Annotated in this window: 9 protein-coding genes; 3 read left to right on the top strand and 6 right to left on the bottom strand. The window is 42.2% G+C overall.

Going from position 1 to position 18,099, the window contains the following annotated elements; genetic code table 11:
- The first annotated feature begins 125 nt into the window (after positions 1-125).
- Together NQ505_RS03755 and NQ505_RS03750 are read left to right on the top strand one after the other, a co-directional pair.
- Positions 126-1,676: a sulfatase gene (locus NQ505_RS03755; protein ID WP_004298319.1), complete on the top strand. Its 1,551-nt coding sequence runs from the start codon at positions 126-128 to the stop codon at positions 1,674-1,676.
- 113 nt (positions 1,677-1,789) lie between these two features.
- Entirely contained in the window at positions 1,790-4,651 is a 2,862-nt protein-coding gene (locus tag NQ505_RS03750; protein WP_008998190.1) for a chondroitinase family polysaccharide lyase, read from the top strand.
- A gap of 140 nt (positions 4,652-4,791) precedes the next feature.
- On the opposite strand, the gene cysS is transcribed toward NQ505_RS03750, so the two are convergent.
- From cysS to NQ505_RS03725, 5 genes are all read right to left on the bottom strand, one after another.
- Positions 4,792-6,273: a cysteine--tRNA ligase gene (cysS, locus tag NQ505_RS03745; protein WP_008998189.1), complete on the bottom strand. Its 1,482-nt coding sequence runs from the start codon at positions 6,271-6,273 to the stop codon at positions 4,792-4,794.
- Between the two features lie 231 nt (positions 6,274-6,504).
- Entirely contained in the window at positions 6,505-7,317 is an 813-nt protein-coding gene (locus NQ505_RS03740) for a Cof-type HAD-IIB family hydrolase (RefSeq protein ID WP_008998188.1), read from the bottom strand.
- Positions 7,318-7,480: 163 nt separating this feature from the next.
- On the bottom strand, positions 7,481-9,484 hold the full coding sequence (locus tag NQ505_RS03735; RefSeq protein WP_004307448.1) for a PL29 family lyase N-terminal domain-containing protein: 2,004 nt from the start codon (positions 9,482-9,484) through the stop codon (positions 7,481-7,483).
- 21 nt (positions 9,485-9,505) lie between these two features.
- Entirely contained in the window at positions 9,506-12,094 is a 2,589-nt protein-coding gene (locus tag NQ505_RS03730) for a DUF4955 domain-containing protein (RefSeq protein ID WP_004322491.1), read from the bottom strand.
- A gap of 145 nt (positions 12,095-12,239) precedes the next feature.
- Complete coding sequence (locus NQ505_RS03725; protein WP_008998187.1) at positions 12,240-15,080, bottom strand: DEAD/DEAH box helicase; 2,841 nt, start codon at positions 15,078-15,080, stop codon at positions 12,240-12,242.
- A gap of 53 nt (positions 15,081-15,133) precedes the next feature.
- Between NQ505_RS03725 and mnmA the strand changes: the two genes are divergently transcribed.
- Positions 15,134-16,291, top strand: coding sequence for a tRNA 2-thiouridine(34) synthase MnmA (mnmA, locus tag NQ505_RS03720; RefSeq protein ID WP_032853274.1), 1,158 nt, complete (start codon positions 15,134-15,136; stop codon positions 16,289-16,291).
- A gap of 239 nt (positions 16,292-16,530) precedes the next feature.
- Here mnmA and NQ505_RS03715 read toward each other — a convergent pair whose 3' ends face one another.
- On the bottom strand, positions 16,531-18,057 hold the full coding sequence (locus NQ505_RS03715) for a GH3 auxin-responsive promoter family protein (RefSeq protein WP_004307444.1): 1,527 nt from the start codon (positions 18,055-18,057) through the stop codon (positions 16,531-16,533).
- Positions 18,058-18,099: the final 42 nt, after the last annotated feature.

Below are 18,099 nucleotides of genomic sequence, written 5' to 3'. Positions count from 1 at the left end.
AACAATGAATAATCTACGGATTCTAACGTAACATGTTTACTGTTTATTATTCAATATTTATTGTTTATTATTTCCCTCTTATCATTTACTACTAACCTGTTTTTAATCATTTATCATAAACCATCATGAATAAACCTATAAACCTTCTTGTAGGAGGCTTGACGCTGTTTGCCGCACAAGGTTGCAAGGCTCCGAAGCAAGCGTCCCAACAAGCGGAGCATCCTAATATAATCTATGTATTTCCCGATCAATACCGTAACCAGGCGATGGGCTTCTGGAGGCAGGACGGATTCCGGGATAAAGTAAACTTTGAAGGAGACCCCGTGCATACTCCTAATCTGGATGCCTTTGCACGTGAATCTATGGTCTTGTCGTCTGCACAGAGTAACTGTCCGTTGAGCAGCCCTCATCGTGGAATGTTACTGACCGGTATGTATCCGAACAAAAGCGGTGTACCATTGAATTGCAATTCTACACGTCCGATCAGTTCCTTACGCGAGGATGCGGAATGTATCGGCGATGTGTTCAGCAAAGCAGGTTATGACTGTGCTTATTTTGGTAAACTTCACGCTGACTTCCCGACTCCGAACGATCCCGAACATCCGGGACAGTATGTGGAAGAAAAACGTCCGGCATGGGATGCCTATACACCGAAAGAACGCCGGCACGGCTTTAACTACTGGTATTCTTACGGAACATTTGACGAACACAAGAACCCGCATTATTGGGATACGGATGGTAAGAGACACGATCCGAAGGAATGGTCACCTTTACACGAATCAGGTAAAGTCATTTCTTATCTGAAAAATGACGGTAACGTACGTGATACCAAGAAACCTTTCTTCATAATGGTGGGCATGAATCCTCCTCACAGCCCGTATCGCTCCTTGAATGACTGTGAAGAGCAGGATTTTAATCTTTATAAAGATCAGCCTCTGGATAGTCTGTTGATTCGTCCGAATGTCGATTTGAAGATGAAGAAAGCGGAGTCTGCACGTTATTATTTCGCTTCCGTTACCGGAGTAGACCGTGCTTTCGGACAGATTTTGACGACATTGAAAGAATTGGGATTGGATAAGAATACAGTCGTAATCTTTGCTTCCGATCATGGTGAGACGATGTGTAGCCAGCGCACTGATGATCCGAAGAATTCCCCTTATTCTGAATCCATGAATATTCCGTTCCTGGTTCGTTTTCCCGGTAAGATTCAGCCGAGGGTAGATGATTTATTGCTCTCCGCTCCTGATATTATGCCTACGGTGCTTGGCTTGTGCGGATTGGGTGATTCTATTCCGGCGGAAGTGCAGGGACGTAATTTCGCTCCTCTTTTCTTCGATGAAAAGGCTGAAATTGTTCGTCCTACAGGTGCACTGTATATTCAGAATGTAGATGGCGATAAAGATGAAAATGGATTGGTGCAGACTTACTTCCCTTCTTCAAGAGGTATCAAGACGGCTCAATATACATTGGCGTTATATATCGACCGTGATACGAAGCAATTGAAGAAAAGCCTCTTATTCGATGATGTAAAAGATCCATATCAACTGCATAACCTGCCTTTGGAAGAAAATAAGGAGATTGTGGCACAACTTTGCGGTGAAATGGGAGCTATGTTGAAGGAAATTAATGATCCTTGGTATACGGAAAAGATTCTGTCGGATCGGATTCCTTATTAGCGATTAGTAATTTATAAAACGCTGATTAACTCAAATAAGTGCCAATTTTAGGAGTAAATCTCTGCGACAATAATAGGTGTTAATCCGCATCCGCGTTTAAATTGAAAATAGTAATGAAAAACAGTTGTTTTATAGTATTATTCCTTTTGGGAATCATTCCTTCAGCTTTCGCTCAACTCATCGGATTTGAAGAAGAAGTGCCCGAAGCATTTACAGTTTCCGGAAAGGGAGAAGTGAAAATCTCTTCTCTTTTTTACAAAGAGGGTGAAAGTAGTCTGGAATGGGACTTTCAGCCCGGTTCTACGCTGGATGTTCAAATTGCTCCTTTATCGTTGAATACGAGAAACGAGAAGCAGTTCGGCATTACCTTGTGGATTTATAATGAGAAACCACAGCAGGATTCTATTCGTTTTGAGTTTCTGAATAAGGAGGGAGAAGTCTCTTATTGGTTCTCTTATCGTTTGCAGGCAGCAGGCTGGCGGGCTTGCTGGATCTCTTTTGAGTATATGCAGGGCGACAAGAAAGATAAGAAGATCGTAGCCTATCGACTGGTTGCCCCGCAACGGAAGGGACGTATCTTTCTTGACCGTCTGATTTTCCCGGAAAAGAAAATGAATCTTCGTACCACTCCCGACCAGCAGTTGCCTACCAATAATGGGCTGTCTAATCGTGACCTGTGGCATTGGTGTCTCGTGTGGAAATGGGAACAACAGTCGTATGATATTCCTCTGCCTTCTAAATTGACAAGCGAGCAAAAGAAGGAACTGAAGACTATCGAACAACGTTTGACTGACTTTCTGGAAGTGAAAAAGGCTCCGCAAGGACCGATTAATGCTGCCTATAAAACATTTGAGAAAGCGGCTATCAGTCCATCCATCGCCGGAACGGGATTTATAGGAACTCCGATTGTCACTCCTGATGAACAGGACAAGAAGAAAGGAGAAATGTCATGGAACGATATTGAAACGATGCTTTCCGGTTTTGCCTATGATGCTTATTATAACCAGAACGAAACATCAAAGAAAAACTACTTTACCGTATTCGACTATGCTATCGATCAGGGATTTGCATACGGTAGCGGTATGGGCACCAATCATCATTATGGTTATCAGGTACGTAAGATATATACAACTGCCTGGCTGATGCGTGATGCTATCTATAAACATCCTCATCGGGATGCTTATCTCTCCACATTGCGTTTTTGGGCGGCTCTGCAAGAAACTCGTCAGCCATGCTCTCCAACACGTGATGAATTGTTGGATTCCTGGCATACGTTATTGATGGCGAAATTTATTTCCGCTATGATGTTTCCCGATGCAAGAGAACAGGCGCAAGCGTTGAGCGGATTGTCACGTTGGTTATCTTCTTCTTTGCGTTATACTCCGGGAACGATCGGTGGTATAAAGGTAGACGGTACGACTTTCCATCATGGCGGTTTCTATCCGGGATATACCACTGGAGTACTTGCGACTGTAGGAGAATATATTGCATTTACCAATGGTACAAGTTTTGAACTGACCGAAGATGCGCGCAAACACATGAAATCAGCCTTTATTGCTATGCGCAATTATTGCAATTTCTATGAATGGGGTATCGGAATCAGTGGCCGTCATCCTTTTGGAGGGAAGATGGGAAGCGATGATATCGAAGCATTTGCCAATATAGCTTTATCCGGCGATTTGTCCGGTCAGGGAAATACGTTTGATCGTGGTCTGGCTGCTGACTATTTACGTCTGATACGCAATAGTGATACTCCGAATGCGCGTTTCTTCAAGAAGGAAGGTATTCAACCGGCACAGGCTCCACAGGGATTCTTCGTTTACAACTATGGTTCGGCAGGCATTTTCCGTCGTGCAGATTGGATGGTGACATTGAAAGGATATACCACTGACGTATGGGGTTCTGAAATTTATACGAAAGATAACCGTTACGGACGTTATCAGAGTTATGGCTCCGTGCAGATTATGGGGAAAGGAAATCCCGTGTCACGTGCCGGAAGCGGTTTTGTGCAGGAGGGATGGGACTGGAACCGTTTGCCGGGTACAACTACCATTCATTTGCCTTTCGATTTGCTTGATAGCCCATTGAAAGGAACGACTATGGCACGCTCCAAAGAGAATTTCTCCGGAAGCAGTTCTTTAGATGGTAAAAATGGAATGTTCGCTATGAAATTGGCAGAACGGGATTATGAGAATTTCACACCAGACTTTGTGGCCCGTAAATCCGTTTTCTGTTTTGATAACCGGATGGTTTGCCTGGGAACAGGTATTTCGAACTCCAATGTAGATTATCCTACGGAAACAACTCTTTTCCAGACAAAATATAATGGTAAGAAGCCCAAAGTAGGAGAGGATAACTATTGGCTTCATGATGGTTATGACAATTATTATCATGTAGTGGACGGAACCGTTCGCGCACAGGTGGCAGAACAGGAATCACGGCACGAAAAGACGCGTGAAGTAACCAAAGGAAAATTCTCTTCTGCCTGGATAGAACATGGCAAAGCGCCGAAAGAGGGGACTTATGAATATATGGTATTGATACAGCCTTCTGCTTCCGATCTCGACGAACTGCGCAAAACTCCTGCATACGAGGTGTTGCAACGGGATCAGACTGCTCACGTTGTTTATGATAAAAAGACAGGTATCACGGCGTATGCTGCTTTTGAAGCTTATCAGCCTGCCACTGATAAAGTGTTCGTGGCTATTCCTGCGGAAACAATGGTGATGTATGCAAAAGAATCTGATAAGGGGATCCGTTTAAGCGTCTGTGATCCGAATCTGAATATAGAAGAGAAGACGTATACAACGAAAGAACCCAGTCGTCCTATTACTAAGGAGATACGGCTTAAAGGGCATTGGACATTGACAAGCCCGATGGAAAATGTCCGGTTGGAACAGCAGGGAGACCAGACCGTACTGACGGTAACTTGTCAGCATGGACAGCCGGTTGAAATGCTCATGGAAAATAAATAATTAGTGAATAAGATAAGAGAAAATAAGAATTTAAAGAGAGGGTATTAGTTATCATGTTTCTATGAAAAAAGAGAAGACCGGTTCGTGGTGAGCCGGTCTTCTTTGTATGTACAAGGTGCGTTGAGCACTTTCTTTTCTTGTTACTTATTCAGTCTCCATTCGAAACCGTCTTTGGTATCTTTGATTTCAAATCCGAGTGCTGTCAGTGTGTTGCGGATCTCGTCGGAAGTAGCCCAGTCTTTGTTGGCTTTCGCTTTCATACGTTGTTCCAGTAGCATATCTACTACCTTGCCGTAAGCTGCTTCACGACCATCTGAAGAGCCTTTTTCTTCTTTCAATCCCATGATGTCGAAACTGAACAGATGGAATGTTTCTTTCAGGTCTTTCAGGTCTTCGGCGGAGATGGTGGCATTGCCGGCAATGATATTGTTTATAATGCGGGCGCCTTCGAAAAGCTGTGCGATGACAATCGGTGTATTCAAGTCGTCATTCATTGCTTCGTAGCATTTAGCGCGCAGTTCTTTCACGTTGATTCCCTCTGAAGTGGCCGATGAGGAAGTTATCTTATCCAATGCGTCAATGGCTTCCATTAGACGTTGCAGACCCTTTTCGGATGCTTGCAGTGCTTCATTGCTAAAGTCTACCGTGCTGCGGTAATGAGCTTGCAGGATGAAGAAACGGATTGTCATTGGTGTGTAGGCTTGCGCTAGCAGCTTATGAGTACCGGTGAAGAATTCGTCCAGCGTGATGAAGTTGCCAAGTGATTTACCCATCTTGGTTCCGTTGATGGTAATCATGTTGTTGTGCATCCAGTAGTGAACCATGTCATCGCCTTGTGAAGCTACCGATTGTGCGATTTCACATTCGTGGTGAGGGAAAATCAAGTCCATTCCTCCTCCGTGAATATCGAAGTGTTCACCCAGGTATTTGCGTCCCATAGCAGTACATTCGGCGTGCCATCCGGGGAAACCGTCGCTCCATGGAGACGGCCAGCGCATGATATGTTCAGGTTGTGCCTTTTTCCAAAGGGCGAAGTCGGCGGGATTGCGTTTTTCGCTTTGTCCGTCGAGGTCACGGGTGGTATTTAATACGTCGTCCAGATTACGTCCGGAAAGTTTTCCGTAGTGGTAATCTTTATTGTATTTGGCTACATCGAAGTAGACGGAGCCTTCGCTTTCATAGGCATATCCGGCATCCAAAATCTTCTGTACCAGTTGGATTTGTTCAATGATATGTCCTGAAGCATGTGGCTCAATGCTTGGAGAAAGTACATTCAACGCTTCCATTGCTTTATGATAGCGGTTCAGGAAATATTGAACAACCTCCATTGGTTCCAACTCTTCCAGACGTGCTTTCTTGGCGATCTTGTCTTCTCCGTCATCGGCATCGTGTTCCAGATGACCTACGTCGGTAATATTTCGTACGTAGCGTACTTTATATCCTAGGTGGCTGAGATAGCGGAATAACACATCGAAGGTTATAGCCGGACGGGCGTGTCCTAAATGGGCATCTCCGTAAACAGTCGGTCCACACACATACATGCCTACATGAGGTGCATGAAGCGGTATAAACAACTCTTTCTTTCTATCTAAGGTGTTGTAAATGGTAAGTTGATGTTCCATAACATTTTATATTTGTTTTATTGGAATCGCAAAGTTAGTATAAAATCTGAATATGCGCCCTATCTTTAATCGGTTGATTTTAAGTGTCGGGTCGTTTTTACCAGTAATGTGATTTGTTTCCCGGTATGAAACTAACAGTTTCACACCGAGGAACCAATAGTTTCATTCCTTGAAACCAAAGGTTTCTCACCGAGAAACTAAAACTCTGCCGGCATGCCAGTAAATGTTTGGCTATTGTTGATTGCAAAACTTCTTGATTGCTTCTGCTACACCGTCTTCTTCGTTACTTAGAGTGATGTAATCTGCTGCTTTCTTTACAGGTTCTTGAGCATTTCCCATGGCAATCCCCAGTCCTGCAAACCTAATCATGGATAGGTCATTATATCCATCACCTATGGCTATAACTTCTTCACGCGCTACTCCTATTTCTTTTAACAGGACGGCCAAAGAAAGAGCCTTGTCGATACCTTGCGGGACTAATTCGAGAAAATAGGGTTCTGAACGGAAAACATTAATGCGACCTTGTAACCGGAGACAAAGTTCGGCTTCAAGTGGAATCAGTTTATCGGCATCTCCTACGATGAGGCATTTGGCTACGGGAAGCGTGATGTCTGTCAGGAAATCATTTGTCTCCCGAACTGCCATTTTATTGAGAAAGGCTTCTTTTAATACGTATGGATCTTGAGAGTTTTCGGTTATTATCTCTGCTCCATCGTATGTTAATATACTTAGTTGATGGGTACGGGCACATTCGTAGAGCACTGGAACAACTTCATTAGGCAACACATTTTCATATACCATCTCTTGTGTTTCCCAATTAATGATTTCTCCTCCGTTATAGGACAGGATGAATCCACCGAATTCATTCATACGTAACTCATTAGCTAATGGCACAATACCATAAGTAGGTCGACCGGAAGCTAATACCAGTCGTATTCCTTGCTCTTGCATACGTATCAGAGTTTCACTGTTGCGGGGAGTGATTTCCTTTTTAGAGTTGGTGAGTGTGCCGTCAAGATCGAGCACGATAAGTTTGTATTTCATGTAGGGTTGTTTTGGATGCAAAGATAAATTAAAAAAGTTTTTCTGCAAGGTGGTGGGGGAAAAGATGTGGCTTTAGCTGAAATTGCACTGTGAAAGTGCAATATACAAAAAAAGGATACCTGTAGGGCATCCTTTTTTGTATTGAGAAACGTGAGTTTATAGTTTATTGGTTAATAGTAGACCCGAATCCTGTATATGCATTGTCTGGTATAAAGATGCCTTTATCCAAATCCATTGAAGTGAACGGACTATTTGTCAGGCGAAGTAATTGTTCTTCGATTGGGTTGGTAGGCTTAACTGTTGCGCCAAAACTATTCCATTTATTTGTTTCGGTAAGTCCATATGCTATATTATCTTTCACATCGAATTCTGGAGTACTTTCTGTTTTATAAATACCACACATTGTAGCGTCACTATTCATGTTGGGATCTGCATAGAAAATATTTTTCGAGATCGTCATCTTTGTAGCATCGTAGAATTTTAGATGATAGTTCTTCCCTACATAGTTTACAATGCTATTATTACAGAAGGATACTTTTATTTGTTGCTGGTCGGGGGTTTGTACAATCTTGTTATCCCATGAAAGAATCTGTCCGGCAACAGATGTTTTATTGTATACAATGTTATTTTCAAAAGTAAACATTTGCATTGCGTCTAAGTGTGTTGTTTTGTAGATATTGAATATTAGAATACCATCTACTGTAGTATTTAATTGGAAACGTGAATTCTTTGCATAAATATTCTTGATTGTATAAGTTGCTACATTGTTATAATAAAAGTTCTTTTGAATATTAGTTATTTCACAGTCTTCGAACACAAAGTCTTCAAAATCTGCAGTAGCATCTGCATTACAGAACATATACTTATTATTACCTCCACTAGCATCAATTTTAGTTAGGTCTAATTGTATATTTTTGAATATCAATTTACCAGATTTGAGTTTCCACAAAAGCTCTGGTTTCAGTATAGGTTTACTGTCACTATATCTTCCGATTATAACAACTGTTCCTGTGATTTCAGCAATGGATGGTGTGTTAAAATCATAAGCTCCCTTTTCCAAGAAAATAACAGTTTGTTCTGTCTTTTGATGGATTAGGTTTCTGATATTAGAAGCACTCTCATCAGATCCATCTAATAATATAGCTTCATTTGCTCCTTTTGTTATAGAAACATTTCCAATAGTAATATTCCCATTTGTATTATACTCTGTGTAGAAGTCTTTGGATTGTGGGGTATCTATAACTTTAACCTGAATCTTTGCAATCATAGCATACTTTCCACTTGTTGCCAATACCGCAATATCAGTACTGTTATCAGCTGTTGCACGAGTCATCATCTTTGCGCTTGATGCAGGAGCAGTAACAACCAATACATTTTCTTTTCCAGCTTCCTTAGAGAATTTAGCACTCCAGCCTTCGGGAGCAGTAATCATTGTATTTTCTACTCCTCTCACGGTCATGGTAAACTCTTTCACTTCACCTGCCGAAAACTCCTGTACTTGTTTTAAATCTTCGGCTGCAAAACTACATTCGAAATCACGAACGATAGGGATACGTATGGTTGGAGCATCTTCACCTGCAAGTACTAAGACCAGTTCGTTGTTTTCTACTGTTACACTCTTGAAGTTTTTGTCTTCTGTCGGAGCAGAACCGTCACCGGTTGCGCTGACTTTGTCGTTAGTTCCTTCTTTGTATATATAACTATAATTCTTTCCTCCGTCATAGCTAACCTGCCAGTAACCTTCACTATCTACATTGAATGTAGGAGTCTTACCACTCTCTCCATTAGCTTTCACAGGTTGTCCGTTTACAGTCAGACGCTCCGGAGTTTCATTTTTGTTGTAAAGAACAGTCCAGTAGCCTTCTGAATCGATACCGATAATAGGGCATAACAGGTTATTGTCGTTTTTCATATATAGATTTACTGTCTTTCCATTGCTCAAAGTGAGTGTGTAGGAATCAGACTTTTCCTCTATATTAGTAATAAATGTTCCTTCATTATAAAGTTCGCGAAGAGCTTCAGTATTACTATTTATATCACGTACTTGTGTTTCGAGTGCGGTAACGCGCTTTTTCAGTGCGTCTACATCATCTTCCAAATCGTCAATGTTGGTACATGCTACCAGGCATACAGCCAATAACATGAACATACTCCATACTTTTTTCATGATTATATTGTTTTAAAGTTATTATTTTAAAGAGGATAGCCAGGAAGGAACATATCCCAAACGTTTACGTAATTGAGCCTCATAGAGTGAATATGGTTCCACAGCAGTTCCGTTACTTTCGAGCCGCTTCATTTGAGTATCATCAAAATCTAAAGGACTTCCGTGGAAACCGACAATGATAGGAGGCATAAATTTCCACCAAAAGCCGTTACCATCCCACCAGGTAAATTTACCTCCTGTATCGATGTCCTGGTCTGTTTGTGCATTTGTTGCGTAGAAATTCCATATTGTCAGATTCTCCATGTGATTAGGCATTTGAGCAGAGTCTCCTCCTTGTCTCCAATGCATGAAACCACCGGAACAGCAGTCGATTAGTGTTGCACGTGGCTGTGTGGCATGTGATTCAAAGCAAGAATCATCTCCCCATCTAACATTCCATATTACAGCACCCATACTTTGCTTTGAAACGCCGCAAGCGTGATATTGGCCAACGTTCGTTTTATATTCCATCAATGTGCTTTCACCTTCTCCTTTTCTAAGTGTGTAGCCATTGCTGTTTTCAGTTACTTTTCCAATAAAGATACGGGAAGAAGCCTGTGAACGGATAGAGGCGTGTCCACGATTACCGCCAATAGTGATGTCATAAGCAGAACAGTTGGCAGAATTTGTGATTGACATGGCTTCACTAACACTCTCAAAATTAACCCGGCGCATCCACGAATTGGTCAGACGCACAAAATCGATGAGCTTAAAACCACCATCGTCAATGTCAGAGCCGTGATGGATGAATTTTTCTTTGGCATGTCCTTTGAATGTAAGGTCTTCTACACCCACATTGGCATAATTGGCGAATTTATGTACATTCCATCCCCAATCTTTATTGATGGCGTGCATGATCGGCTCTTTGAAGGTGACACTATTACCACTGATTTTCTCAATCTGATGATATTCGTATATCTGAATCCCTTTTGTCTTGATATTGGGAGTACCGCCTTGCTGTATCTTAATATCTTCCCATTTGTGTGGATATAATTCGGAGTTAATTACATTGTCATCCGTATTTTCCAATACAAGGCATACCCAACTGCCTGCGCTTACTCCGGTTAAACTGGCTGTTATGGTTCTGCTGCCTATGGGAGCATCTTCAGTGATAACACCTATTGATTCTTTTAATCCTGTATTGTGTTTGAACTCCATCATGACAGGAGCATTCCACATTTCTTCTGTTGGTTTCGGAGAATTATTTGCAGCAGTCATTTCGAGTGTTGTTTTGTTTCTTCCGGCTCCTTTTAAAACAATATCACTCATTGATATACGAATTCTGCGATCTTTAGAATCCTCATCTTGCAGGATATAATTTCCTTCGGGGAAGTAGATAATAGCTTTAGCATTTTCCTTGATATATCGGTCGGTCATATTGAGGTCTTCTTGCTTTGTTTCACTTGCTATTTCTTCCAATACCTTCATGAAAGCTGCTCTGTCAGATTTGCCGTCGTTTGGGATAGCTCCGTATTTGGGATCTGTAACATCATATACTTTATATCCTTGTGCTATTAATGTTTCTGTTTCAGGAGGTGCTATTTCACCATGTTTATATCCGGCGTATGAAAAGTCTAATAACACATTCTGTTGGTCAGCGTTAACAAACTGCTGCCAGGCTTCTGCTCCGGCTTCGCTGGAAAGTTGTTTAACTTCAATAGATACAATACGGATATAATTCTTTGATGAAGTCAGTACAATTTTAATAGTTTCTTCCATATCCTTTGTCGCAGTTGCTTGTGGTGTGATAGTTAACAAGTTCTCGGATAAAAGAACATTCCATCCTTTGGGAGCTTGTACTACGGCTTGTTGTACGTCATTCTGTTCTACTTTATATTCCTTATGATTCTCATTGGGGGCGAAAACCTGCACAGTTTGTTCGCTGTCGGCATCATTGAGACCATAAATTATCAGTCCAAAGGTGTCATCTACCGGAAAGGTATATGTTTTTCCTCCATCGGATAATGTGAATGAGAAAGTATGGTTTGCTTCATTATATTCTACCTTACTGAATATACTGGTTCCTCCCTGACTTCCACCTTCGGCCTTAGTTCCTAAGCTTGTATACGTTTGTCCATTATCGTAGCTCACTTGCCAATATCCACTGGAAGATACGCTGATTAATGGAGTTGCCACCACATTGCCTTCTTCATCACGGGGCCATGCTGATACTTTCTCTCCATCGGCTCCTGGCAGATATTTGAAATTGGTATTATTACTTGTTTTATATATCCAGTAGCCTTCTTCGTCTACGGAAAATTCAGGGACAGACGCCTGTACTGCTTCACTTTCCATGACTTTAATGCTTGTTCCGTCACTAAGTTCCAGCAAATATCCCAGACCATCTTTAGTCGGAGTAATTCCGATAATGACTTTGTTTTTTTGCATAAGGGCTTGCAGACTGGCAAATGAAGTATTCAGTCCTTCCGTTGCTTTTTCCAAAGCAGCGACACGGTCTTTCAGAGAATTGATGTCTGCTTCCAGGTCATCTGTTTTCTGGCACGATTGCATGATTGCCAACATGCTGCAAATACCAAATAGTAATAGGTAGGTAATGCTCCTGTTTTTCATACGTTTATTATTTCGGGTTATTTATAATTTTCACAATGGCAAAGATAACCGGATAAAATAAGAGTATATGGATAAAAAAATTCAGGAATACGATGAAATAATACATTTTACACGTCTCTGTGATAGATTGCGACTTTATGTATTATTAGAGCAGGTCTACCCATTGCTCGTTGCTTAATATAGGTAATGGCTCACTATCGGCAACAAATGTTTCCGCTAGTTTTCGTTTCTCATCTTGTAGGTGAAGAATCTTTTCTTCGATACTGTTTTGGGTAATGAAGCGGTAAGCAATCACTTGCTTGTCCTGCCCTATACGATGGGCGCGGGCGATCGCCTGCGATTCGGCGGCAGGATTCCACCAGGGATCTATGATAAATACATAGTCGGCTTGAGTCAGATTCAGTCCCACGCCTCCTGCTTTTAGTGAAATCAGGAATGCCTGGACGTCTTTTTGATCGGTGAAATGGGCGATTTCGGAAGGACGGTTGTTGGTCGATCCTGTTAATAAGGCATATTTCCAGCCCCGTTCGTGGAAAGCTTCGGCGAGCACCTCCAGATGTCTGACGAATGAGGAGAAAATTAAAACTTTGTGGCCTTCGCTCTGTAGCGTATCGAATGTTTCGATTATCTGTGCCGTTTTTCCGGATGTTCCGGTATAGTCGGGAAGGATAAGTTGCGGGTGGCAAGATAGTTGTCGTAAACGTAAGATGCCATTTAATACACTAAACGAATGAAGCCTGTCGGTACTTTGAGGATGCTGAAGAAGGATGTTACGCAGGCTGTTTTTCTCCTGTTCGTAACAAGTATTCTGTTCTTCAGTCATGTCGCAGTAGATAGTCTCTTCGGTAAGTGCCGGAAGTTCCGGAGCTACCTCTTTCTTGCTTCTACGGAGGATAAATGGGGCTGTCAGTTGTTGCAATAATACTTTTGCGCGGGCATTCCCCTGACGAATCGGCATTATAAACTGCTTTTGGAAAGCACTTTCCGTACCCAGTAAGTCTGGTTGTATAAAGTGAAATTGAGCCCACAGGTCCTTTAATGAGTTTTCGATGGGAGTGCCTGTAAGCACAAGCCGGTGTTTACTTTGTAGTCGAATGGCTGACCGGAAGGTGAGCGATTCACTATTTTTGATATTCTGGCTTTCATCGAGCACGATGTATTCGAAACGGTATGAGCAGAGTATATCAATGTTATTCCTCATCATGCCATACGTCGTAAAGATCAAGTGAAAATGACCGAAGAATTTTTCCGGTTGTTCCTTGTCTATAGCCATGGTGTTGTTGTATTCCGCCATCGAGAGTGCTGTAAAGCGTTTGGCTTCCCGTCGCCAGTTATGAAGTAACGATGTAGGGACAATGATCAGGGTAGCCGGTTGCCTGGGAGTAGATGGCTTATATATATACTGTAATAGAGTAAGAGTTTGAAGTGTCTTCCCAAGTCCCATGTCATCTGCCAGGCATCCGCCAAATCCTTGTTTATGCAAGTGTACCATCCATGAGAATCCTTTCTGCTGATAGGGACGTAACGTTGCTTTGAGGTTTTTGGGTACGGCAACATTTTGTATCTGTTGCTTCGCCGGAAATTTCTTTAATTCCTCTTTACCTAAGGCGGTCTGTGCAGCACCAACAAACGTATGTTTCAAGCGGATTCCTTTTTCCGTTTGAATTCCCATCTCTAGTAAATTCGCATATTTGCTGAACCATTCCTCTGGCAGGAGAATCATGCGGTCATCAGGTAACAGATATTCTCTCTTTTCCTCCAGGATATGTTTGCGGAAACGTGAAAAAGGAATACGCAGATTGCCGATAACAACGGTGATGTGCAATTCAAACCAGTCGACCTCATCGTCGCAACTTTGCTCGATGCGTATCTCGTCCAGGCAATAAGGTGTGTTTCCCATATTGCTGGTGAGATGGAAGGACTGCTGCAACATCTCCCGATGGTTGTTGATCCATTCGACGATCGTTTTCTCCGGAGCTTCAGGGGATAGGCTGAAATGTGTATCATTGAGTTGTCGCAGGCCTGCATCCGTTAAGAGCTGAACGGCTTGTTCTTCAGCAGTAATGTTCCGGCGAAAAAAGAAGATTTCACCGGATGTTTTCCGATAAATGATTTTTTTCATTTCAAGGGCACTATCCGGTGTAAATGTCTGATCTCCATAACGGAAACCAAGCTGCAATGCTTGTCCGTTGTACGTGGTATCTTCGAATGAGAGAATTGCTTCACAGGGGCATTTCTCTTCCATTATATTCAAACCGTGAGTCTCGATTTCATGATAACGAGCAATCGGGATAACAATGTTATCTATGTATTTTTCAATTTGGGAAGCGTCTACACTGATCGATCTTTTCTTTGTAAAAGGTAAGATGCGTGCGCTTTCAATGTGCGGAAAGAAGTATAGCTCCATTCCCAATAATAGCGTGGCTGGTGCGGATGTCAGTACAACCACAGGTTTCAACTCACTTAAAGAGAATGGCTGTCCTTCATAATAGCACTGCAACTGATAACGAAACGTTTTATTGTCAACATGAAACGTTACACGAATTTCTACATTATGCGGATTTATGTGATAGGCATGATGGGCGTATAGTATTTTACTGCCGGCTTGTTTCTGATAAAAAGGCAGTCCATTGTCGCGTATCAGTGCCAGCATCTCCAACAGCTTCTTTTCGATAGACGGACGGATATCATTTTTAATTCGTTCCGGATCTTCGGATAACTTATGTAGAAAACGCGATACTGTTTTTTCGCGGGAGTAAACGCTCATAAGATGCTTCTCTGTATAATAAGAGGCGATATGAATAGCTTGTCTTTCTGCCTCACTCATCTTGCTCATAGCTTCGGGAGAGGCGTGAAATGCTTGTTCTACCAATTGCAAGGTACCATCGTCCAGCTTTTCCGCAATATAGGGAATCAGCAATATGCCGAGTATCGGATGCTCTGTGAAAACGATTATAACTTGTCCGTTAGTTGGTCTCTCTTTCATTCTCTTTTAGGCTTTAACAGACAAAGATACGGGAAAATACTTAATTTTGCAGCATGATGGAGGAAAACAAACGAGTATTGCTTGGAATGAGCGGCGGTACAGACAGTTCTGTTGCTGCTATGCGATTGCTGGAAGCCGGTTATGAAGTAATCGGAGTAACCTTTCGTTTTTATGAATTGAATGGCTCGACAGAGTATCTGGAAGATGCCCGTAATTTGGCAGAACGTTTAGGAATACGGCATATAACATACGATGCCCGTGAAATATTCAGTAAACAGATTATTGAATATTTTGTGCAGGAGTATCTGGCAGGACGGACTCCAGTCCCTTGTACATTATGCAATAATTACCTGAAATGGCCTCTGCTTGCTAAAATTGCCGATGAAATGGGTATTTTCTATATCGCTACCGGGCATTATGCACAGAATATACAACTAAATAATACCTTTTATATAACATACGCTGCCGACTCGGATAAGGATCAAACCTTCTTTCTATGGGGATTGAAACAAGATATTCTTTGCAGGATGTTGTTGCCGATGGGGGATATTACGAAAGTGGAAGCTCGTGTCTGGGCTGCGGAACATGGGTTCCGGAAGGTGGCAACTAAAAAGGATAGTATAGGCGTTTGTTTTTGCCCAATGGACTATCGGACTTTTCTGAGAAACTGGTTGGCTCAAAATAGTGCGGCATTGGCAGGGGAAGAGCAGATGATGGAGGAGGATCAAGTATTGGTTGAAGATTGTCAGAGATTGACTGGAAGCAATCAGGTAGGACTCAATAAAGTGAAACGAGGAAGATTTGTCGATGAAAAGGGAGATTTTATTGCCTGGCATGAAGGCTATCCTTTTTATACCATTGGACAGAGACGTGGCTTGGGCATTCATTTGAACCGTCCCGTATTTGTGAAAGAGATTAATCCTGAAAAGAACGAAGTAGTATTAGCTTCTCTTTCTGCTCTGGAGAAAACAGAAATGTGGTTGAAAGACTGGAATCTTGTCAATCAGGAGCGTACTTTAGGGCATTCTGACATCATTGTGAAAATACGGTATCGCAAACAGGAAAACCATGCTACGATTACCATTACACCGAATCATCTACTACATGTGCAACTTCATGAGCCTTTAACCGCCATTGCTCCGGGACAAGCTGCCGCATTCTATAAAGATGGTTTATTATTGGGAGGAGGGATAATAGTCAACGCCCGGTAATCTTTATATAGGAAAGATGAACGCTCTGACGAGAGTGTGTCAAAACAAAATTTAGCTTGCTAGCCGACATAACTAAGGCACGGATTATGCGAATTACATGGATAAGGTTTATTCTCTTTCCGTGTTTATCCGTGTAATCCGTGCCTGGAAGAAATTGGAGAGGTGCTTCGAAACGCTCTCCTTGTACAAGCAATCTCTGTAATAAGGATAACTTGTGTCGGTTATGTCTTGGTTTTTGGTTATTCTTCCGAAGGAATACTGTCATTCAGCGCTAACATTGTTTCTATATATTCGCGCGTATTGCTTAATCTGGGGACTTTGTGTTGTCCTCCCAGCTTTCCTTTCTGTGCCAGCCAATCATGGAATAATCCCTCACGGGCAACGATCACTTCCAATGGTTGCAAAGCTATGTCTTTCCATCGTTTCGCCTCATAATCGGAGTTAACCTCCTTCAGTGTGGCATCAAGTATCGCTGCAAATTTTTCTACTGAATCCGGCATCTTAGCGAACTCTATTAACCACTGGTGCCGGCATTTGGCATTCTCATCCATAAACACAGGTGCCGCGGTGTATTCACTAACTTGTGCTCCGGTTTCGGCACAAGCCTTTGCCAATCCTTTTTCAGCGTTATCGACAATCAGTTCTTCGCCAAATGCGTTGATGAAATGCTTTGTTCTTCCTGTGATGACAAACTTATAGGGATTCTTGCTGGTAAACTTCACTGTATCCCCAATCATGTATCTCCATAAGCCGCAAGAAGTAGAAATAACCATTGCATAGTTCTTGTTGAGCTCGACTTCTTCAAGGCAATAAGCTCGTGGACTCTCTTTTCCTACTTCCTCCAGCGGAACAAATTCGTAGAAGATTCCGTAGTCGATCATTAATAACATGGCAGGATCGGAGAGGTCGTTTTGAGTTCCAAAATATCCTTCCGAAGCATTATAAGTCTCTACATAATGCATCTTCGGTGTTTGAATCACCTGCTTGTATTGCTCACGATAAGGAGTGAAAGCGACTCCACCGTGGAAGAAAACTTCCAGGTTGGGCCATACTTCTTCCAAAGCCTGTTTTCCTGTCTTTTCAAGAACACGTTTGATAAGTACCAGCATCCACGACGGTACGCCGGACAAGCTTGTCACATTTACCGGAATAGTGCTGTTGGCGATTGCTTCTATTTTGGTCTCCCATTCGCTCATCAATGCAATTTTCTTGCTGGGTACACGAATGAAATTGATAAGCGGATTCACATTCTGAATCAGAATAGCGGATAAATCTCCTACTAAACTATGGTTGGAGTTGAGGTTCGGACTATGGCTACCCCCGAGAATCAGTCCCTTGCCGGAGAAAAAATGGCTATCCGGATTGATGCGGAAATAAAGAGCTGCCGCATCTTTTCCTCCTCTGTAATGAATGTCTTCCAGTGCCTCTTTGCTGACGGGAAGGAATTTACTTTTATCATTAGTCGTTCCGGAGGATTTTGCAAACCAGCGTATCTCCGATGGCCAAAGCAGATTCTGTTCCCCGGCTCGCAAACGTTCTACATAAGGTTTGATTTCTTCGTATGTTTGGATAGGAACACGTTTTCGGAAATCTTCATAGTTACGGATAGAGGAGTAATCGTACTTTCTTCCCCATTCAGTCTGAGCGGCCTGGTGTATTAAGCGACTTAACACACGATGTTGTATCTCACTAGCCTGACTAGCATATAGGTCTATCTGTTTTAAACGGGAATCGAAAGTCTTACTAATAATTTTTGTAATATTCATTTCAGCTTTAACATAATAATGTTTAGTCGTGCAAAAGTAACT

This window comes from Bacteroides sp. D2 (genome assembly GCF_025147085.1).
Classification (GTDB): domain Bacteria; phylum Bacteroidota; class Bacteroidia; order Bacteroidales; family Bacteroidaceae; genus Bacteroides.
Note: the sequence above shows the minus strand (reverse complement) of the source record. Positions and strands in the feature narration are given on the sequence as shown.